Raw genomic sequence first — 20,922 nt, forward strand, 5'->3', positions numbered from 1 at the left:
AAAAGTCATCATGACAGGTAGCCCACAGGAGTACGGCATGACTAAAGCCCGGCCGCGCGAAACCCTGACTGGCCAGCTGACCCGCACCCTGGCCGAACGGATCACCTCCGGCCAGTACGCTGTCGGCACCCAATTGCCGAGCGAGCAAAAAATGATCAGCGAGTTCGGGGTGAGCCGTACTGTCGTACGCGAGGCCATTGCCAACCTGCGTGCCAACGGCAGGGTATTGACGCGTCAGGGCTCCGGCGCCTTCGTGCTGCAGCAGGAAGCGGCCAAGGGATTCCATATTGATTCGGGCCATCTCACGGACATCCAGGAAGTGGTGTCTCTGCTCGAATTGCGTATCGGGCTGGAATCAGAAGCCGCGGTGCTCGCCGCACAACGCCGTACGCCGGAGCAGCTCGAGGCCATGAAGCAGGCCTTGCGCGACATCGAACAAGCCATCCTGCGGGATGAAAATGCGCTCGAGCCGGATCTGCGCTTCCACCGCCTGATTGCCGAGGCGGCTGGCAATCCGCACTTCCTGAAGCTCTTCCACTATGTCAGCGAGTTGTTGATGACTCGTGCCAGCATGCGCCCGGGCCGCCTCAGCAGCCGTTCGCCCGAGGAGTTCCTGAACCACGCCCAGCGCGAACACGAGCAGATCTGCTTCGCCATCGAACGCCAGGATCCGGAAGCTGCCCGCGCGGCACTGCGCATGCATCTTTCCGAAAGCAAGGCGCGCCTGCTACGCAGCGCGGCCTTGCACAATCCATGAGCCTTGTACCCGCAGCAGGGCCGGTACAAAAACAGAGAAGCCCGCATTTGCGGGCTTCTCTGCTATCCGGGCTGCGGCGGATCAGGTCACCGGCGCCGGGTTGAACAGAGTCAGCGCGTTGTAGAGCTTCAGCTGCTCGGCCCAGGTCTTGCGGCCGCTGGCCACCTCGAGCATGAGCTGGAAGATTTCCCAACCCAGGGACTCGATGCTGGCCTCGCCGTCAGCAATACGGCCGGCATTCACGTCCATCAGGTCGTGCCAGCGGCGGGCCAGATCGGTACGCGTGGCGACCTTGATCACCGGGCATTCGGCCAGGCCATAGGGCGTGCCACGGCCCGTGGTGAAAATGTGCAGGTTCATGCCGGCCGCCAGTTGCAGCGTGCCGCAGATGAAATCCGAGGCCGGCGTAGCGGCATACACCAGGCCCGACGTGATGCCGCGGTCTGCCAGTCGCTCACCGGGCGAGATCACGCCGGAAATCGCCGATGAGCCGGACTTCACGATTGAGCCCATGGCCTTCTCGACGATGTTCGACAGCCCGCCCTTCTTGTTGCCCGGGGTGGTGTTGGCGCTGCGGTCCACCTGGCCCAGCTTCAGGTATTCGTCATACCAGCCGAGTTCGCGGATGATCGCCTGGCCCACTTCGGGCGTGGCGGCACGCTCGGTGAGCTGGCGCACGCCATCGCGCACCTCGGTGTTCTCGGAGAACATCACGGTGGCGCCGGCCCGCACCAGCAGGTCGGCGGCATAGCCCAGCGCCGGGTTGGCGGTAATGCCGGAGAAGGCATCCGAGCCGCCGCACTGCATGCCGACGACCAGTGCGGAGGCCGGGCAGACTTCGCGCTGACGCGCGTTGAGGCGCTCCAGATGGACGCGGGCGCGCTGCATGATCGAATCGATCATGGCGCCGAAGCCGACGTGCTGCTCGTTCTGCAGGCACACCACGTCGAGGCCTGCCGTGTCGTCTTTCTCCTGCTTGAGCATCACCGCCTTGGGCAGATCGAGGCGCTCGGGCTGCAGTTTTTCGCAGCCGAGGCTCACCACCAGCACCTCGCCGCCGAAGTTCGGATTCAGGGCGAGGTTGCGCACGGTACGGATCGGGATGATCGCGGTGGGCGCGTCGATCGCCACGCCACAGCCGTAGGTGTGGTTCAGCGCCACCACGCCATCCACGTTCGGATATTGCGGCAGCAGCTCTTCGCGGATGCGTTTGGCGGCATGTTCGACCACGCCGGCCACACACTGCACGGTAGTGGTGATGGCCAGCAGGTTGCGCGTGCCGACGCTGCCGTCGGCATTGCGGTAGCCCATGAAGGTATGGCCTTCAAGCGGCGCATGTTGCGGCGGCTTGCGGGTGGCCAGCGGCAGGCCTTCGAGCCCCACGGCTTCAGGCATGGCGAGCAGGTTTTCATTCACCCAGCGGCCAGTGGCGAGGTCTTCGCGGGCAGTGCCGATGCTCACGTCGTAGCGGCGCACCACCTCGCCCTTGGCGATCGGCTCCAGCGCCACCTTGTGGCCCTGCGGTACATGTTCGCGCAGCACCACGCCGGGAGCGACTTCGGTGCCGGCGGGCAGGCCACCCACGCCGACGATCACGGCCACGTTGTCGGCCGGGTGCATGCGAATGATCAGTGGGGCCTTGCCGGTATTCGGGATATTCATGGCGTTTCCTTCACTTTCGTCTTGTCCTGCGGAGTTGCCTTCGAGCGTATAACTTGCCTGGATCGCCTTGCCGTGCCATGGCACAGTGTTCGGCGCCCTGCCCTGTTTTACGCCTGAAGCAAGCCTGCATCAGAGCATTTCGAGCGGCGTAGCCGCTGCGGGAGGTGGAAAAAAAATGTTCAGGGCGGCGCGCGTGGCGGCATCCAGTTCAAGTGACAGGGCGGCGGCATTTTCGAGTACGCGTGGCGGGCTCGAGGCCTTCGGAATGATGATGCATTGCTCGTTACCGAGCAGCCAGGCCAGCGCGAGCTGAGCCGGAGTGACGTTCAGGGAGGCAGCGATGCGGCCGAGGCCCGGATCGTGCAGCAGGCGCGACTGCTCCAGCGGCGAGTAGGCCATCAGCGGAATGCCGTGCGCACGGCACCAGGGCTGCAGATCCCATTCGATGCCGCGCCGGCCAAGGTTGTAGAGCACCTGATTGCACACCGGGAGCTTGCCGTGAGAGGCCTTCAGCACATCGTCGATACCGAGCGCGGTGAAATTGCTCAGGCCCCAGTAACGGATCTTGCCTTCACGTTGCAGGCGCTCGAAGGCTTCCAGGGTTTCGTCCAGCGCGATGGAGCCGGGCCAGTGCAGCAGATAGGCGTCGAGCCGGTCGGTCCCGAGACGCTTCAGGCTGGCTTCGCAGGCGCTGATCATGCTGCGGTGCCCGGCGTTGAAGGGATAAACCTTGCTGACCAGGAAGACGCCGTCGCGCCGACCCCGGATGGCTTCGCCGACGAGGCGTTCCGATTCACCATCGCCATACATCTCGGCAGTGTCGATCAGGCTCAGCCCCGCATCCAGCCCGGCCTGCAGGGCCGCCAGCTCGCGCGCCCGGTTGGCGCGCACTTCACCCATCATCCAGCTGCCCATGCCAAGTGCGGGCACTGCTTCGCCGCCAGGCAGGGTCACGGTTTTCATGCCTGTGGCTCCTCAATCAGAATGGCGCGGAAATCATTCACATTGGTCAGGGTCGGGCCAGTCACCACCGCGTTGCCGAGTGCGCCGAAGAAGCCATGGCCGTCGTTATTGGCGAGGCTGTCCTTAGGGCGGATGCCCTGCTCCCAGGCGCGTTGCAGGGTGTCCGGGGCGAGATAGGCTCCGGCGATTTCTTCGACGCCATCGACGCCGTCGGTATCTCCGGCCAGTGCATGCACGCCGGCTGCGCCATCCAGCGCGATGCCCAGCGAGAGCAGGAACTCCACGTTGCGCCCGCCACGCCCCTGGCCACGCAGGGTGACCGTGGTTTCACCGCCCGAGAGCAGCACGCAGGGGGTGCGGAAAGGCTGGCCATGCTGGACGACCTGCAGCGCCACGCCAGCCATGACCTTGCCCACATCGCGCGCCTCACCTTCGATGCTGTCGCCGAGGATGTAAGGCGTCACGCCGGCATCCAGTGCCACTTTGGCTGCGGCTTCGAGGGCCATCTGCGGCGTGGCGATGAGGTGAGTCTCGCAATATTCGAGACGCGGATCGAGCGGTTTGATGGATTCAGCCGCCGGGCTGGCGAGCACTTCGAGCACGTTCGCCGGCAGCGCGATGCCATAGCGACGCACGATAGCCAGCGCGTCTTCGCAGGTGGTGATATCCGCCACGGTGGGGCCAGAGGCGATGTCGCAGGGCTTATCGCCCGGCACATCGGAAATCAGCAGGGTCACGACCTTGGCCGGATGGCTGGCGGCGGCGAGGCGTCCGCCCTTGATCGCGGAGAGGTGGCGGCGCACGCAGTTCATCTCGCTGATCGAGGCCCCCGAGGCCAGCAGCGCGCGATTCACGGCCTGCTTGTCGGCCAGCGTGAGGCCCGGCAGGGGCAGCGGCAGCAAGGACGAGCCACCGCCCGAGATCAGGCACAGCACGGTGTCATCCGCCGTGAGGCCGCTGACCAGATCCAGGATGCGCTGCGCGGCCGTGAGGCCGGCTTCATCCGGCACCGGATGGGCGGCCTCGACGATCTCGATCTGCTGGCAGGGCACCGCGTAACCGTAGCGGGTGACGACCAGGCCTTCGAGCTTGCCCGGCCAGGCCGCTTCCACCGCAGCGGCCATCGCCGCCGAGGCCTTGCCGGCCCCGATCACGATCAGCCGCCCGCGCGGCGCTTCCGGCAGGAAGGCGGGAATGCAGTGAGCGGGCTGCGCGGCCTCGATGGCAGCGAGGAACATGTCCCGCAGGAGACTTTCGGCAGAACGCTGGCTGCTCATGTGCATCCCCTTTCCGCTCAGGCCTTCTGGCCGACTTCGAAGTTGGCCATGATCTCCAGCGCGCGCACCAGCGCCGAGTGATCCCAAGCCGCGCCGCCGTGCGCTGCGCAGGTGTTGAACATTTCCTGGCAGGTGGCGGTGTTGGGCAGGGCCACGCCAAGCTTGCGGGCGGAGCTGAGGGCGAGGTTCAGATCCTTCTGGTGCAGCTCGATGCGGAAGCCCGGGTTGAAAGTGCGCTTGATCATGCGTTCGCCATGCACTTCGAGGATCTTCGACGAGGCGAAGCCGCCCATGAGCGCCTGACGCACCCGCGCCGGATCGGCACCGGCCTTGGAGGCAAACAGTAGCGCTTCGCCGACGGCTTGAATGTTCATTGCCACGATCATCTGGTTGGCGACCTTGGCGGTCTGACCATCACCATTGCCACCGACCAGGGTGATGTTCTTGCCCATCAGCTCGAACAGCGGCTTGACGGCTTCAAACGTGGCCTCGCTGCCGCCGACCATGATGGAGAGCGTGGCGGCTTCGGCGCCGACCTGGCCACCGGAAACCGGTGCGTCCAGATACTCGCAGCCCAGCGCGCGGATCTTCGCGGCGAACTCCTTGGTCTCGATCGGCGAGATCGAGCTCATGTCCACCACGATCTTGCCGGCGGTGAGGCCCGCGGCAATGCCGTGCTCGTCGAACAGCGCGGCGGCCACGTGCGGCGTATCCGGCACCATGATGAAAATGATGTCGGCGTTCTGTGCGACTTCCTTGGCCGAGGCATACACCTTGCCGCCCGCCTCGGTCAGCGCCGGGGCCACCGGGCCGATGGTGAACAGCGCCAGCTCATGGCCGCCCTTGATGAGGTTGGCCGCCATCGGCGTGCCCATGATGCCCAGTCCAACAAAACCCAGCTTGCTCATATTTGCTTCTCCTGAAAAATGAATGATGTCTGTTCAAGCGCCGGCATAGCGGTCGCGCAGTGTCTGGCTGCCGGCACGCAGCAGACCGATGTCGCTGCCCACCGCGACCATCGTGATGCCCATCTCGATATAGCGACGCGCATCGGCCTCCACCGGAGCAAGGATGCCCACGGCCACCCCGTGCTTCTTGCCGGCGGCCACGACAGTCGCGATGGCTGCCTGCACCTCGGGGTGCCCCGGATCGCCGAGGTAGCCGTAACCGGCAGCCAGATCCGAGGGGCCGATGAACAGCACATCCACGCCCGGCACGGCGCAGATCGCCTCAATGTCGGCCACGGCCGAGCGTGTTTCGATCTGCACGGCGACCACGATGTTGTGGTTCACCACCTTCTGGTAGTCCGGCACCGTGCCGTAGCGGTTACTGCGCGTGGCCACCGATACGCCACGGATGCCTTCGGGCGGATAGCGCGTGGCGGCCACCGCGGCGGTGGCCTGCTGCGCGTTCTCGACGAAGGGCACGAGGAAGTTGTAGAAGCCGGCATCGAGCAGACGCTTGATCTGCACCGGATCATTCGACTGTGGCCGCACGACCGGCGCACTGGCGCTGTCCTTGAGGGCCATCAGCTGCATGACCAGATTCTGCATGTCGTTCGGCGCGTGTTCGGCGTCGAGCAGCATCCAGTCGAAGCCGGCAAGGCCGATGACTTCAACCGAGAAAGGACTGGTCAGCTGTTGCCAGCAGCCGATCAGCTTTTCGCCCTCTTGCAGGCGGCGTTTGAAACTGTTGGGGATGGGGGTGTAGGCAGGGCTATTCATGCTCATGTCCTCAGCGCACCAGGCACGGGCGCTTGTTGTTGAAGGTCCAGCCCGGGATCAGGAACTGCATGGCCACCGCATCGTCGCGCGCGCCGAGGCCCATGTTCTTGTAGGCCTGATGGGCCTTCTCGACTTCTGCCATGTCGATCTCGATGCCCAGGCCGGGTTTCTCCGGCACCTTGATGTAACCGCCTTCGATCTTCAGCGGCTCCTTGGTCAGGCGCTGGCCGTCCTGCCAGATCCAGTGCGTGTCGATGGCAGTGACCTTGCCCGGCGCGGCGGCGCCGACGTGGGTGAACATGGCCAGCGAGATGTCGAAGTGGTTGTTCGAATGTGAGCCCCAGGTGAGGCCGAACATCTCGCACATCTGGGCGACGCGCACCGAGCCCTGCATGGTCCAGAAGTGCGGGTCGGCGAGCGGGATATCCACCGATTGCAACTGGCAGGAGTGGGCCATCTGGCGCCAGTCGGTAGCGACCATGTTGGTGGCGGTCGGCAGGCCGGTGGCGCGGCGGAATTCGGCCATCACCTCGCGACCCGAGTAACCGTTCTCGGCGCCGCAGGGGTCTTCAGCGTAGGCCAGGATGCCGTGCTTGTCGCGGCACAGGCGGATGGCTTCGGCGAGCGACCAGGCGCCGTTCGGGTCCAGCGTGATACGGGCTTCGGGGAAGCGCTCGTGCAGGGCGATGATGGCTTCCATTTCTTCGTCGCCGGAGAGCACGCCGCCCTTGAGTTTGAAGTCCTGAAAGCCATAGCGCTCGTGCGTGGCTTCGGCGAGGCGCACGATGGCCTCGGGAGTGAGCGCTTCTTCGTTGCGCAGGCGGAACCAGTCGTTGTCGGCGCCGGCTTCATCGCGGTAGCTCAGTGTGGTCTTGTTGCGGTCGCCGATGTAGAAGAGATAGCCCAGCATCTGCACGGCGTCGCGCTGCTGGCCTTCGCCGAGGAGTGCTGCCACTGGCACGTTCATGAACTGTCCCAGCAGATCGAGGAAGGCCGATTCCACGGCCGTCACGGCGTGGATGGTGGTGCGCAGGTCGAAGGTCTGCAGGCCGCGGCCGCCGGAATCGCGGTCGGCGAAGGTGCGGCGCATGGCATTCAGCACGGCGTTGTAGTCACCCAGCGTGCGGCCGATGATCAGCGGGCGGGCATCCTCGATGGTCTGGCGGATCTTCTCGCCGCCGGGCACTTCGCCCAGACCGGTGTTGCCGGCGCTGTCCTTGAGAATCACGATGTTGCGGGTAAAGAAGGGGCCGTGGCCGCCGGAGAGGTTCAGCTCCATGCTGTCGCGGCCGGCGACGGGGATCACCTGCAGTTCGCGAATGACCGGAGTGCTGTGCGTTTGTGTGTTCATGGCGTTCTTTCCACAAGGAAGAAAATGAGGGGGAGAGTGCTTGGCGGCCCATCCATGCGGGCCGCCATGGCTGAGGGTCAGGTTCAGTTGCGGATCGATTTGCTCAGCGTCACGCGCTTGATGTCACCCACCACGAAGAGGTAGCAGGCGATCGCCAGGGCCGCGCAGGCCGCCACATACACCAGGGCGCCAGCGAAGGAGCCAGTGGCCTGCACGATGTAGCCGATCACGATCGGGGTGGTAATGCCGGCGGTGTTGCCGAAGGTGTTGAAGAGGCTGCCGGAGAGGCCGCCGGCCTCCTTCGGCGAGGTGTCGGACACCACGGCCCAGCCCAGTGCGCCCACGCCCTTGCCGAAGAAGGCCAGCGACATGATGGCGATGACGAGTGCATCGGTGGAGATGTAGTTGCAGGCGATCATGCTCATCGACATCAGCATGCCGAACACGATGGGCGTCTTGCGTGCCACCGACAGCGAACAGCCGCTGCGGGTGAGGCGGTCGGACAGCCAGCCGCCGAAGACGCCGCCGAGGAAGCCGGCCACGGCCGGGAGCGAGGCCACGAAACCGGCCTTGAGGATGGTCATGTGGCGCTCGGTCACCAGATACACCGGGAACCAGGTCAGGAAAAAGTAGGTCAGCGTGGTGATGCAGTACTGGCCGATATACACGCCCAGCAGCATGCGGCTGGACAGCAGCTCCTTGATGCAGGCCCAGGTATCGACCTGCGCGGCCTTCTTGGCTGCGCCCTGGCCGGCATCCAGATGCACCAGGCCGCCGCCTTCCTCGATGTAGCTGAGCTCGCTCTTGCTGATGGAGGGGTGGGCCTTCGGGCTATGGATCACCTTGAGCCACAGCAGCGCGACCAGCAAGCCGAGGCTGCCCATCACGTAGAACACGCTTTCCCAGCCATGCTCATGCACCATCCAGCCCATGATCGGGGCGAATAGCACGGTGGCGAAATACTGCGCCGAGTTGAAGATGGCGGCCGCCAGCCCGCGCTCATGCGTCGGGAACCAGGCCGAGGTGATGCGGCTGTTGCCGGGGAAGGACGGCGCTTCGGCGGCGCCTACCAGCAAGCGCAGACAGATTAGTGCCGCCACTGCAGCACCGCCGGTAAAGAAGCCGATGGCGCCCTGCATCAGTGTGAACAGCGACCACAGGAAGATCGAGAAGAAGTAGGTGATCTTGGAGCCGAAGCGGTCGAGCAGCCAGCCGCCGGGCAGCTGGGCCAGCACGTAGGACCAGCCGAAAGCCGAGAAGATGTAGCCCATCTCCACCGGCGAAAGTTCGAAGACGCGGCGGATTTCCGGGCCGGCGATCGAGATCGTGGCACGGTCGGCGTAGTTGATCGTGGTCACCAGGAAGAGCATCGCCAGGATGCCCCAGCGGGCCTTGGAATCCAGTTTCGGTGTGCTTGCCGCCGGGGCTTGGGCCGCAGGTACGGGGCCGTCCAGGGTGGCTGCTGCGCTTTGGGTCTGAGTCATTGTCTCCTCCGGGAGTCAAACCTGCGGGCCGGAAATCGACCGCACAGGGCAGATGGGTATGAGACGAATCCTAGAGCTGGCTTATGCGTCCATCAAACCAATGAATGATTGAATTGATTCAGATTTTGTATCGTGACTAGGGTTTACGGCAGTTCTGGATAGGGTCGACAAGCGAGCGCTCACAGCATCAGCGGGGCCAGCACATCGCGCCGGAACAGCGTCAGCATGGGGTTGTCGTTATCGCGCCGGAACGACACCACACGCCCCACCATCGGCCCCAGCTCAGGCAGCTTGCGCAGCAATACGCCTTCCAGATGCAGGCCGCTGGCCGATTCGGGGATCAGGGCCACGCCTACGCCGGAGGCCACCAGTGCCAGCATCGTGTGGATCTGCCCCACATGCTCCACCACGCGCGGCACCACGCCGGCGCGATCAAAGCAGCCCACCAGCAGCTGGTGGAAATAGCGCGCCTCGTAGGGCGAATACATCAGGAAGTTGCGATCCTGCAGCAGCTTCAGCGCCACCTCGGCGGGCCATAGCGCGGCGTCCTGCTCGGGGATCGCCAGGAGCAGGGTTTCGCCGCCCAGGGCGTGAGTTTCCAACTCGCCGTGGCCCGGGTGCGGGCGCAGCAGACCCACATCCAGCTGGCCTGCGCTCAGGGCTTCAAGCTGGGCGGCACTCACCATCTCCTTGAGCGTGAGTGACACGCCGGGCGCACGCACCTTGAGACGGCGCACCAGCTGCGGCAGCAGGTGATAGCCGAAGGCCGCTGTAAAGCCGATGGCGAGCGAGCCCGCTTCGCCCTTGCCCACCCGCCGCGCCAGCGTGGCGGCCTCCTCGGCCATGCGCAGGATGCGTGAGGCTTCGGGAAAAAAGGCCTTGCCGGCCGCGGTGAGGCGTACCGAGCGGTTGCTGCGCTCGAGCAGCTGCGCGCCGACGCTGTGCTCCAGCAGACGGATCTGGCGGCTCAAGGGCGGCTGGGTCATGTTCAGGCGCTCGGCGGCGCGACTGAAGTGCAATTCTTCGGCGACGGCAACGAAGCAACGGATCTGGCTCAACTCGAACATCATGTTCTCCGGCGCATCCTGACAAGACACAAAGCCCTTCAAAGCCTGCTTGAAGGGCGTATGACATTCAACGCAGCAGACCGGTGAGCGCATCACCGGTCTGCTGAGGGGGCTGGCTCAGGCCAGGCTGGCGGCGCGCTGCTTGCGCCGGGCAGCGTGGGTCTTGTAGATGTGCAGCACTACCGACGCGACTGCGACAGCCAGGAAGCCGGCCGAGATCGGCTCGGTCAGGAAGCCCATGAAGTTGCCATCCGAGAGCATCAGGCCGCGGCGCAGGTTGGTCTCCGCCATCGGGCCGAGGATCAGGCCGATGATGAAGGGCGTCTGCGGGATCTTGCACTTCACGAAGGCGTAGCCGACCAGACCGAAGAACACGATGGTGCCTACGTCGAAGATGCGGTTGCCGAGGCCGAAGGCGCCCACCACGCACAGCACGAGGATGATCGGCAGCAGGATGTGCTTCGGGATTGCCAGCATCTTCACGAAAATGCGCACGCCGTAGAGCTCGCAGATCAGCATGAATACGGCAGAAACGATCATCGCGATGAAGATCGAATACACCAGCGGGCCTTGCGACATGAACAGCAACGGCCCCGGCTGGATGCCGTGGATCATGAAGCCGCCGAGCAACATGGCCGTCACCGTGTCACCCGGAATACCCAGGGTCAGCAGCGGGATCATGGCCCCGCCCACGGCCGAACACGAAGCCGCTTCGGACGCCACGATGCCATCGATGCAGCCGGTGCCGAATTTCTCCGGGTTCTTCGACTGCTTCTTGGCCACCATGTAGGCCACGATGTTCGAGGTGCCCGAACCGATGCCGGGCAGGATGCCGATGCCGGTGCCGATCAGGATGGAGCGGATGCAGTTCCAGCCCTGCTCGAAGAACTCCTTGAGCGAGAAGCCGAAGCCCTTCAGCTTGACCACCTGGATCTGGGCGTGCTGCTCGCTCTTCACCTCTTCGGCGACCTTGATGATCTCGGAGATCGCGAACAGGCCGATCAGCACCGGCAGGATGTCGAAGCCGCTGTTGAGCTCGATCCGGCCGAAGGTGAAGCGCGTAATGGCATCCACCGGGGCGATGCCGACGGTCGAGAACATGAAGCCGAAGGCGCCGGAGAAGATGCCCTTGACCATCGAGCCGGTGGAGAGCGTGATGATCAGCGTGAGCGAGAAGATGGCGATCGAGAAGTACTCGTGCGGGCCGAAGCTCAGGGCGATCTTGGCCAGCGTGGGCGCAATGAAGATCAGGGCCAGGATGGAGACGAAGGTGCCGAGGAAGGAATAGAAGATGCCGACGCCGAGTGCCTTGGCGCCCTCACCCTTTTCCATCATCGGTCCACCGTCGAAGGTGGTGGCCACCGAGGCCGGGGTGCCCGGAATCTTCAGCAGGATGGCGGAGATCAGGCCGCCGGACACGCCGCCGATGTAGAGCCCCACCAGCAGCGCAATGCCGGAGGTGGCGCTGAGCGAATAGGTGATGGGCAGGAACAGCGCCACCGCCATGGTGGCGGTGAGGCCGGGGATGGCACCGAAGATGATGCCGACCACGGTGCCGAAGAAGATGAGTCCGAGCACCTGGAAGGTGAAAACGATCTCGATGCCCTGCTGGAACAATGCAAGCATGGTGGGCCCCTTGTCAGTTGAGGAAGGCGCTCAGCACACCGACCGGCAGAAGCATGTCGAAGGCATAGCGGAAAGTGGCGTAGACGATGGCCGAAGTGAGCACCGCGATCAGCGCATATTTCGGCAGGCTGACCTGATGGTCGTTCGGCGTCAGCACGATGAACTGGGCGAACAGGTAGATCGCCGTGATCACCGGAAAGCCGAGCGGCTCGAGCAGGGCCGCGTAGGCGATGATCAGGCCGAGAGTCTTCACGACGGTGCGGTAGTCCGCCTTGTCTTCAGCCTTGGCCGGGGCATCGGCGCCGATCTTGCTGGCGTCCCACAGCTGGAAGCCGCCGAGCAGACACATCGTGATGGCCAGCACGTAGGGCACGAAGGCCGCGTCGATGAACTCTTTGCGTGGCAGCTGGCTGGTCATGTACAGGTAGCCAAAGCCGACCAGCAGAAAGACGATGCCAACCGCGAATTCGCGTGTTCGGATGTTGCTCATGATGTTTTTCCTGGAGAAGGTTGAGAGCCGGGCGCCGAGGGGCGCGCGCCGTGGCGCACGCCCCCCTCTGCAGGCTTACTTCTTCTGACGCAGCAGATCCTTGTACTGCATGTAATCGTCACGCACCGCGTTGAGCTCGGTGATCGCTTCCTTGGTCGGGTAGAAAGCCACGGGCTGCTTGAAGCCTTCCTCTAGCGCCTTGGCGTAGGCCGGATCCTTGGTGATCTGGGCCATCACGTCGGACATCTTCTGGATGATGGCCGGGTTGGTTCCCTTCGGGAACGCGACGATGTAGGGCTTCTCCATGTCGAACTTCATGCCCTGTTCGTTGAAGGTCTTGATCTCGCCGAGCAGCGGGTTGCGGGCCTTGTTGTACTGGCCGACCATGAACATGTCGCCGGTGGCCTGGTAATCCTTCACCGGGCCGTACGAGATCGAGGCCAGATCGATGCGCCCGCCGAGCAGCGAGGTGATCTTGTCGGAAGCCGAGCCGACGTCGACGAACTTCATCTGGATGCCGGCCTGCTTCTGGAAGATCAGGCCCTGCAGGTGTGAGTAGCCGCCCAGCTCGGTGCCGTAGATCACCGAGTTCGGCGCAGCCTTGGCCTTGGCGACGATGTCCTTCACTTCCTTCAGGGCAGACTTCTTGCCGGCGGCCAGCACCACACTCTTGTCGACGGCGGCGATACAGGAAATATCGAACTTGGCGTCGAACTTGTCGTTGGTCAGGCCCGAGACTTCATTGACGATCAGGTGACCGGTGTGGGCGAACAGGATGGTGTTGCCATCCGGCGCCGCGCCGGCCACCTGGGACATGGCAATCGTGCCGCCGCCGCCGTTCACGTTGGTGACGATCATCGTCTTGCCGGTGATCTTCTCGAAGTAACGTGCCATCTGGCGGGCGTTGAAGTCCGTGTCGCCACCAGCGCCGGCCGGCACGATGATCTGCACGGGGCGCGTCGGCCACGCAACATCTGCGGCCCGGGCGAAAGTGGAGCCGATGACAAGCGTCATGGCCGCGAGCGTGAAACCGATTGCCTTCTTCATGATCAAGAGTCCTCCTGGAGGGTGGGTCCGGCGCTGACCTGGAGGGGTGCAACGCCATCGGGTAAAGCCGTGCTGCGTTCTGGCTGCTCTGTTAAGCGGCCCGCCCGGGCTGCAGGGGGCGGAGCCGGGGGGTCGTGGTTCAGGATTTCTGACCAACTTCAAAATTGGCCATGATCTCCAGCGCGCGCACCAGCGCCGAGTGATCCCAAGCCGCGCCGCCGTGCGCTGCGCAGGTGTTGAACATTTCCTGGCAGGTGGCGGTGTTGGGCAGGGCCACGCCGAGCTTGCGGGCCGAAGTGAGCGCGAGATTCAGATCCTTCTGGTGCAACTCGATGCGGAAGCCCGGGTTGAAAGTGCGCTTGATCATGCGTTCGCCATGCACTTCGAGGATCTTCGACGAGGCGAAGCCGCCCATGAGCGCCTGACGCACCCGCGCCGGATCGGCACCGGCCTTGGAGGCAAACAGTAGCGCCTCGCCGACCGCCTGGATGTTCATCGCCACGATCATCTGGTTGGCCACCTTGGCGGTCTGACCATCACCATTGCCACCGACCAAGGTGATGTTCTTGCCCATCAGCTCGAACAGCGGCTTGACGGTTTCAAACGTGGTCTCGCTGCCGCCGACCATGATCGACAGGGTGGCCGCTTCCGCGCCGACCTGACCGCCGGAGACCGGTGCGTCCAGATACTCGCAGCCCAGCGCGCGGATCTTCGCGGCGAATTCCTTGGTCTCGATCGGCGAGATCGAGCTCATGTCCACCACGATCTTGCCGGCGGTGAGGCCGGCAGCGATGCCGGCTTCGTCGAACAGCGCGGCGGCTACGTGCGGGGTGTCCGGCACCATGATGAAAATGATGTCGGAATGCTGCGCAACCTCTTTGGCGGAGGCATACACCTTGCCGCCCGCCTCGGTCAGCGCCGGGGCCACCGGGCCGATGGTGAACAGCGCCAGCTCATGGCCGCCCTTGATGAGGTTGGCCGCCATCGGCGTGCCCATGATGCCCAGACCTACGAAACCCAGCTTGCTCATTGCGAAACTCCTTGTGCGAATGGGTGATGGCGTGTCGTTCAGAGGTATTTGTCGCGCAGGGCCTGCGTGCCGCTGCGGAATACGCCCAGGTCGCTGCCCACAGCGACGAAAGTGGCGCCCATCTCAAGATAGCGACGCGCATCGGTTTCTGCCGGCGCCAGAATGCCGCTGGGCTTTCCGGCGGCCTTGGCCACAGCAAAGATGCGGGTGATAGCTGCCTGCACGGCGGGATCGGCCGCATTGCCCAGATGCCCCATACCAGCGGCCAGATCAGAGGGGCCCACGAAGAGGCAGTCCACCCCCTCGACGGCGGCAATGGCTTCGATATTGCTCAGCGCCAAGGTGCTTTCGATCTGCACGATCACGCTGATGTTGTCGTTGATGATCTGCTGGTAATCCTTCACCGTGCCGTAGCGGTTGCTTCGATGCGCCACCGATACGCCGCGCATGCCGGCACCGGGGTAGCGCGTGGCGGCTACGGCGCGGGCCGCGTCTTCGGAGCTCTCCACGAAGGGCACGAGGAAGTTGTAGAAGCCGATGTCGAGCAGGCGCTTGATCAGCACAGCGTCATTCGAGGCTGGGCGCACCACGGGCGCGCTGACGCTGTCTTTCAGCGCCATCAGCTGCGGGATGAAGGAGAGCACGTCGTTCGGGGCGTGCTCGCCGTCGAGCAGGATCCAGTCGAAACCGGCGAGGCCCAGCACTTCGGTGCTGATCGGGCTGCCCAGTGCGCACCAGCAGCCGGTCAGCTTCTGGCCGGCGATGAGATTGCGGCGAAACTGGTTGGGAAAGGCGGAGTAGGGCTGTGCGGGGGTCATGAGCGAGTTTCCTCAGCGAACGAAACAGGGGCGCTTGGGGTCGTACTTCCAGCCGGGCTGCAGGTACTGCATGGCCATCGCGTCATCGCGCGCGCCGCTGCCGACTTTCTTGTAAAGCTCGTTGGCCTGAAGGATGCGATCCATGTCCGGCTCGATGCCCAGACCCGGTTTCGCGGACACCTCGACGCAGCCCCCGACGATGCGCGGCGGCTCGGTAGTGAGGCGCTCGCGGCCTTCCTGCCAGATCCAGTGAGTGTCGATGGCGGTGATCTGGCCCGGTGCCGCGGCGGCGGCATGGGTGAACATGGCTAGTGACACATCGAAGTGGTTGTTCGAGTGCGAGCCCCAGGTGAGGCCGAATTCGTCGCATATCTGGGCGACGCGCACCGAGCCCTGCATGGTCCAGAAATGCGGGTCGGCCAAGGGGATGTCGACCGAATCGAGCTTCAGCGAGTGGTTGAGCTGGCGCCAGTCGGTGGCGACCATGTTGGTGGCCGTGCGGATGCCGGTGGCACGCTTGAACTCGGCCATGATCTCGCGCCCCGAGTAGCCGGCTTCCGGCCCACAGGGGTCTTCGGCATAGCTCAGCACATGGCCCTGCCCCTTGCACAGGGCGATGGCTTCAGCGAGTGACCAGGCGCCGTTGGGGTCCAGGGTGACACCGGCCTGCGGGAAGCGCTGCTTGATGGCGGCGATGGCAGCCATTTCTTCCTCGCCGCGCATCACGCCGCCCTTGAGCTTGAAGTCATTGAAGCCATAGTGCTCGGCCGAGGCTTCGGCCAGCCGCACGATGGATTCCGGCGTCATGGCCACTTCGTTGCGCAGGCGATACCACTCGCTCTTCGCTTCAGGCTCGGCTGCGTAGGGCAGGTCGGTACGCTGGCGCTCACCTATATAGAAGAGGTAGCTGAGCATGCGCACCGCATCGCGCTGCTTGCCCGTGCCGAGCAGCTCGCACACCGGCACGCCCAGATGCTGGCCGAGCAGGTCCAGCAGGGCTGCTTCGACGGCGGTGATCACGTTGTCCATGCGCAGGTTGATTTCGTGCGGCTGCTTGAGCACGCGCGCCTCGGATTCCGAGGTGACCTGATGCACCGTGGCCTGGTGGGCAGTGTGGCCGCTCACGAAGCTGCGCCGGATGCTGTTGAGCACGCTGTTGTAGAGCCCGATCGGCTTGCCAAGTACCAGGCTGATCGAGCGCTCCAGCGCCTGGCGGATGCCTTCACCGCCGGGTACCTCGCCGATGCCGGTGTGGCCGGCGTTGTCGCGCAGGATCACGAGGTTGCGCGTGAAATAGGGGCCGTGCGCGCCGCACAGGTTGAACAACATGCTGTCGTGCCCGGCGACCGGGATCACCCGCATTTCGGTCACGATCGGGGTGCTGCTGTGCGTTGCAATCATGCTGACCTCGGATCAGGGTTTTCGGCGAGTGCCCTTATGAAACCTGGCAGGCACTGCGGACTTCAGCTAGATATGTCATATGTCGTCGTACGTCTTATCAGCCAGTATAATGAGCGCATGAATGTTTCCTATAAGCGTTGTCTCTGACTGCGGAAAACCCTATGAACAAAGCAGATGGCTCGCTGCTGCCAGCCCGCAAACGCGGCCCCAGCTTGGTCGAGACAGTCATGAACGACCTGGCGGGCAAGATCCGCAACGGTGTCTATCGGGCCGGCGCCAAGTTACCGACCGAACCCGAAGTGATGGCCGAACATGGCGTAAGCCGCACTGTGGTGCGCGAAACCATGTCGCGCCTGCAGGCCGCCGGGCTGGTCGAGACGCGCCATGGGGTGGGCACCTTCGTGCTGGCCCAGCCAGTGGCTTCGCCGCTGCACATGGACAGCGCCACGGCCATGACCATCCGCGAACTGCTGGCCATGCTGGAACTGCGCATTAGCGTCGAAACCGAGGCGGCAGGCCTTGCTGCGCTGCGTCGCACGGATGCGCAGGTGGAGGAGATGCGTCAGGCCCTGCGCGAGTTCGACGACGAGCTCAGCACAGGTGGCAGCTCGGTCGACGCAGACTTCAAGTTCCACCTGCTCGTGGCTCAGGCCACCGGCAACCCGTATTTCGAGAATTTCTACCGTCAGCTCGGCATCAATACGATTCCGCGTACGCGCCTGGACACCTCGGTGTTTTCCTCGGCGCCGGGGCAGGGTTATCTGCGCCGCTCCAACGAGGAGCACCTGAGCATCCTCGAAGCCATCGCCCGGCGTGATCCTGAAAACGCCCGGGCCGGCATGCGCTTGCACCTCTCCAACAGCCGCGAGCGGCTGCGCCTCGCCAGCGAAGAAGCCGAGCGCCGGAAAGAGGGCTGACAACAGCGCTTGTCATACGACGTCTTCTGGCGAAGAATGGCGCCTCCTTTCAGGGGATGCCGAGATGAACGCGCTGTGGATGCTGCTGACCTGCTTTCTGTTTGCCACCATGGGCGCCTGCGTAAAATCCGTTGGCAGCCATTTCAATATCGGCCAGATCGTGGGGGTACGTGGTCTGGTGCCGGCCCTGATCCTGGGCGCATGGGTGCTGTGGCAGCAGCGTTCGCTGTACTCGGTACACTGGAAAAGCCATCTGTACCGCTCCACCGCCGGCACCCTGTCGATGCTGCTGTACTTCCTGGCGATCACGCACCTGCCGCTGGCCACGGCAGTCACGCTTAACAACACCTCGGCGCTGTTTCTCGCGGGCATCCTGTCTTTCCGTCAGCCGCCACCGCGCGCGGTGTTTGGCGCGCTGGCGCTGGGTTTTGCCGGTGTGGTACTGGTGCTGCAGCCAAGCTTTGCCCAGGAACAGTGGGTGGGCGCAGCCTATGGCCTGGCGTCGGCCTTTCTGACCTGCGTAGCGCAGCTTAACCTGCGCGAGTTGGGGCGTGCCGGCGAGCCTGAATGGCGCACCGTGTGCATCTTTTCCCTGACTACGGCCCTGCTGGCCTTGCCCGTGGCGCTGTGGCTATCTTCTTCTGCCACGCAGGCGAGTGAGCTTGAGTGGGGCTACCTGATCGCCGTCGGACTGTGCGGCGGCCTCGGCCAGCTCACGTTGAGCCGGGCCTTCGGGCGCGGGCGGGCCATCGTCACGGCCAGCGTAGGCTATTCGACGGTGATCTTCTCCAGCCTCTACGGCACGCTGCTGTGGGGAGACCGGATTTCCCTGCTCTCCATCCTGGGCATCGCCATGATCATCGTCGCCAGCCTGATTAGTACCCACCCCGCTGTGTGGCGCGGACACAAGGCCGAACACGCAGACTGAGCCCGCTCGGGACGAGTACCTGCAAACCTCCGGTGGTGTCCGCACAGAAAGCGCCGTAAGGCATCGCCAACCCCTGCAGAGGCTTGTCGGCAGCCCCTCTGCCAGCGGCTTTGGGCCGCCTTGGCTTACCCAAGCCGTTGGTGCGTAACAAAAATAGTTCACGGTCGTCCCTTGAAACCGCCCCACCCCGCCCCTATCATTAGCACTCGTCAGGGGAGAGTGCTAACAGCGCGGCGTCAGCCGCCCCGGCCCTCCCCGGGTTCCCCCGGGTGCCACGCACCCAAGATTTTTTAAATCAAACCCTTAACAGGAGTGGATATGAAGATTCGTCCCCTGCACGACCGCGTGGTCGTCAAGCGCGTTGAAGCCGAAGAAAAGACTTCTTCCGGCATCGTTCTGGCCAGCTCTGCCGTTGAAAAGCCCGACATGGGTGAAGTGGTCTCCGTCGGCACCGGCAAGCTGCTGGATGACGGCTCCGTGCGCGCCCTGCAACTGAAGGCTGGCGACAAGGTCATCTTCGGCAAGTACAGCGGCCAGACCGTCAAGGTCGACGGCGAAGAACTGCTGGTGATGCGCGAAGAAGACATCTTCGGCGTCATCGAGTAAGGACTGGTCTCGCGCAACGAATGCGGGTCGGGCTAAAGGCTCCGCTCACGCAGCGCACCTCCTTTCATTCCACGAATTTTCTGAATATCACTGGAGCTATAAATGGCTGCTAAAGAAGTCAAGTTCGGCGATTCCGCTCGCGAACGCATGGTTGCTGGCGTTAACGTTCTCGCCAATGCCGTTAAAGTCACCCTCGGCCCGAAGGGTCGCAACGTGGTGCTGGAGCGCTCCTACGGCGCCCCGACCGTGACCAAGGATGGTGTCTCCGTCGCCAAGGAAATCGAACTGAAGGACAAGTTCGAGAACATGGGCGCCCAGATGGTCAAGGAAGTCGCTTCCAAGACCTCCGACATCGCCGGTGACGGCACCACCACCGCCACCGTGCTGGCCCAGGCCATCGTGCGCGAAGGCATGAAGTTCGTGGCCGCCGGCATGAACCCGATGGACCTGAAGCGCGGCATCGACAAGGCTGTTGCAGCCCTGATCGAAGAGCTGAAGAAGGTCTCCAAGCCCTGTTCCACCAGCAAGGAAATCGCTCAGGTCGGCTCCATCTCCGCCAACAGCGACGCTTCCATCGGCGAAATCATCGCTACCGCGATGGACAAGGTTGGCAAGGCTGGCGTGATCACCGTTGAAGACGGCAAGAGCCTGGACAACGAGCTGGACGTCGTCGAAGGTATGCAATTCGACCGCGGCTACCTGTCGCCCTACTTCATCAACAACCAGGATCGTCAGATCGCCACGATGGATAGCCCCTTCGTGCTGCTGTACGACAAGAAGGTTTCCAACATCCGTGACCTGCTGCCGGTTCTGGAGCAAGTCGCCAAGGCTGGCCGCCCGCTGCTGATCATCGCTGAAGACGTGGATGGCGAAGCGCTGGCAACCCTGGTGGTGAACAACATCCGTGGCATCCTGAAGACTGTTGCCGTCAAGGCTCCGGGCTTCGGCGATCGTCGCAAGGCCATGCTGGAAGACATCGCCATCCTGACCGGCGGTCAAGTGATCAGCGAAGAAGTTGGCCTGTCGCTCGAGAAGGCCACGCTGGCTGACCTGGGCCAAGCCAAGCGCATCGAAGTCGAGAAGGAAAACACCACCATCATCGACGGCGTGGGCAAGGCTGACGCCATCCAGGCGCGTGTCGCCCAGATCGAAGCACTGATCCAGGCTTCCACTTCCGACTACGACAAGGAAAAGCTGCAAGAGCGCAAGGCCAAGCTGGCCGGCGGTGTTGCTGTGATCAAGGTTGGCGCTGCCACCGAAGTCGAAATGAAGGAAAAGAAGGCTCGCGTTGAAGACGCCCTGCACGCTACCCGCGCTGCTGTGGAAGAAGGCATCGTGGCCGGCGGCGGCGTGGCCCTGCTGCGTGCCCGCTCGCAAATCGGCGCTGTGAAGGGTGACAACCCCGATCAGGAAGCCGGCATCAAGATCGTGCTGCGCGCGATCGAAGAGCCGCTGCGCCAGATCGTCCAGAACGCCGGTGACGAACCCTCCGTGGTTGTCTCCAAGGTGCTCGAAGGCAAGGGCAACTTCGGCTTCAACGCTGCCAACGGTGTCTATGGCGACATGGTTGAAATGGGCGTGCTGGATCCGACCAAGGTCACCCGCACCGCACTGCAGAACGCTGCTTCCGTCGCATCCCTGATGCTCACCACCGACTGCATGATCGGCGAACTGGCTGAAGACAAGCCGGCCGGCGGCATGCCCGACATGGGCGGTATGGGTGGCATGGGCGGCATGGGCATGTAACCCCCAGCCAGCGGATAAACCTACTGCG

At 63.9% G+C, this 20,922-nt stretch carries 19 protein-coding genes; 5 read left to right on the forward strand and 14 right to left on the reverse strand.

The genetic code is table 11. The annotated features are described in order from the left end of the window. Positions 1–37: 37 nt before the first annotated feature. Positions 38–757 (forward strand): FadR/GntR family transcriptional regulator, encoded by a 720-nt coding sequence (locus C0V76_RS00460; RefSeq protein WP_101940402.1) that lies wholly within the window; start codon positions 38–40, stop codon positions 755–757. 81 nt (positions 758–838) lie between these two features. On the opposite strand, the gene garD is transcribed toward C0V76_RS00460, so the two are convergent. The 14 genes from garD to C0V76_RS00530 form a co-directional block, all read right to left on the reverse strand. Then, positions 839–2,419 carry a galactarate dehydratase gene (gene garD, locus C0V76_RS00465; protein ID WP_101940403.1) on the reverse strand — a complete coding sequence of 527 codons (1,581 nt, stop codon included), beginning with the start codon at positions 2,417–2,419 and terminating at the stop codon, positions 839–841. Positions 2,420–2,548: 129 nt separating this feature from the next. Further along, entirely contained in the window at positions 2,549–3,382 is an 834-nt protein-coding gene (locus tag C0V76_RS00470) for an aldo/keto reductase (RefSeq protein ID WP_101940404.1), read from the reverse strand. Then, positions 3,379–4,659, reverse strand: a complete 1,281-nt coding sequence (locus C0V76_RS00475) for a glycerate kinase (RefSeq protein WP_101940989.1) — start codon at positions 4,657–4,659, stop codon at positions 3,379–3,381. Before C0V76_RS00475 ends, C0V76_RS00470 begins: the two co-directional genes overlap by 4 nt. A gap of 17 nt (positions 4,660–4,676) precedes the next feature. Then, the gene (glxR, locus tag C0V76_RS00480) at positions 4,677–5,567 is read right to left on the reverse strand and encodes a 2-hydroxy-3-oxopropionate reductase (RefSeq protein ID WP_101940405.1); all 891 of its coding nucleotides are present in this window, start codon (positions 5,565–5,567) and stop codon (positions 4,677–4,679) included. Positions 5,568–5,600: 33 nt separating this feature from the next. Beyond that, the gene (garL, locus tag C0V76_RS00485) at positions 5,601–6,383 is read right to left on the reverse strand and encodes a 2-dehydro-3-deoxyglucarate aldolase (RefSeq protein ID WP_254048161.1); all 783 of its coding nucleotides are present in this window, start codon (positions 6,381–6,383) and stop codon (positions 5,601–5,603) included. Between the two features lie 10 nt (positions 6,384–6,393). Further along, positions 6,394–7,734 (reverse strand): glucarate dehydratase, encoded by a 1,341-nt coding sequence (gene gudD / locus C0V76_RS00490; RefSeq protein WP_101940407.1) that lies wholly within the window; start codon positions 7,732–7,734, stop codon positions 6,394–6,396. A gap of 83 nt (positions 7,735–7,817) precedes the next feature. Continuing rightward, entirely contained in the window at positions 7,818–9,218 is a 1,401-nt protein-coding gene (locus C0V76_RS00495) for an MFS transporter (protein WP_101940408.1), read from the reverse strand. Between the two features lie 179 nt (positions 9,219–9,397). Beyond that, positions 9,398–10,378 (reverse strand): LysR family transcriptional regulator, encoded by a 981-nt coding sequence (locus C0V76_RS00500; RefSeq protein ID WP_216821610.1) that lies wholly within the window; start codon positions 10,376–10,378, stop codon positions 9,398–9,400. 24 nt (positions 10,379–10,402) lie between these two features. Beyond that, entirely contained in the window at positions 10,403–11,911 is a 1,509-nt protein-coding gene (locus C0V76_RS00505) for a tripartite tricarboxylate transporter permease (protein ID WP_101940409.1), read from the reverse strand. A 13-nt stretch (positions 11,912–11,924) separates the two neighbouring features. Beyond that, on the reverse strand, positions 11,925–12,401 hold the full coding sequence (locus C0V76_RS00510) for a tripartite tricarboxylate transporter TctB family protein (RefSeq protein WP_101940410.1): 477 nt from the start codon (positions 12,399–12,401) through the stop codon (positions 11,925–11,927). A gap of 75 nt (positions 12,402–12,476) precedes the next feature. After that, positions 12,477–13,448 (reverse strand): tripartite tricarboxylate transporter substrate binding protein, encoded by a 972-nt coding sequence (locus tag C0V76_RS00515; protein WP_101940411.1) that lies wholly within the window; start codon positions 13,446–13,448, stop codon positions 12,477–12,479. A 139-nt stretch (positions 13,449–13,587) separates the two neighbouring features. Then, positions 13,588–14,478 (reverse strand): 2-hydroxy-3-oxopropionate reductase, encoded by an 891-nt coding sequence (gene glxR, locus C0V76_RS00520; RefSeq protein ID WP_101940412.1) that lies wholly within the window; start codon positions 14,476–14,478, stop codon positions 13,588–13,590. A 38-nt stretch (positions 14,479–14,516) separates the two neighbouring features. Then, on the reverse strand, positions 14,517–15,296 hold the full coding sequence (gene garL, locus C0V76_RS00525) for a 2-dehydro-3-deoxyglucarate aldolase (protein WP_101940413.1): 780 nt from the start codon (positions 15,294–15,296) through the stop codon (positions 14,517–14,519). A 12-nt stretch (positions 15,297–15,308) separates the two neighbouring features. Next, positions 15,309–16,697, reverse strand: a complete 1,389-nt coding sequence (locus C0V76_RS00530) for an enolase C-terminal domain-like protein (RefSeq protein WP_101940414.1) — start codon at positions 16,695–16,697, stop codon at positions 15,309–15,311. A gap of 161 nt (positions 16,698–16,858) precedes the next feature. On the opposite strand from C0V76_RS00530, the gene C0V76_RS00535 reads away from it, so the two are divergent. The 4 genes from C0V76_RS00535 to groL all read left to right on the forward strand — a co-directional run bounded on the left by C0V76_RS00535 (position 16,859) and on the right by groL (position 20,894). Continuing rightward, complete coding sequence (locus C0V76_RS00535) at positions 16,859–17,614, forward strand: FadR/GntR family transcriptional regulator (RefSeq protein ID WP_101940415.1); 756 nt, start codon at positions 16,859–16,861, stop codon at positions 17,612–17,614. 64 nt (positions 17,615–17,678) lie between these two features. Next, positions 17,679–18,542 (forward strand): DMT family transporter, encoded by an 864-nt coding sequence (locus C0V76_RS00540; RefSeq protein WP_101940416.1) that lies wholly within the window; start codon positions 17,679–17,681, stop codon positions 18,540–18,542. Positions 18,543–18,860: 318 nt separating this feature from the next. Next, positions 18,861–19,148 (forward strand): co-chaperone GroES, encoded by a 288-nt coding sequence (gene groES, locus C0V76_RS00545; protein WP_101940417.1) that lies wholly within the window; start codon positions 18,861–18,863, stop codon positions 19,146–19,148. A gap of 102 nt (positions 19,149–19,250) precedes the next feature. After that, a complete protein-coding gene (groL, locus tag C0V76_RS00550; protein WP_101940418.1) occupies positions 19,251–20,894 on the forward strand; it encodes a chaperonin GroEL in 1,644 nt (547 codons plus the stop codon). Positions 20,895–20,922 lie beyond the last annotated feature (28 nt).

The sequence above is a fragment of the Uliginosibacterium sp. TH139 genome, assembly GCF_002855595.1.
Taxonomy (GTDB): domain Bacteria; phylum Pseudomonadota; class Gammaproteobacteria; order Burkholderiales; family Rhodocyclaceae; genus Uliginosibacterium; species Uliginosibacterium aquaticum.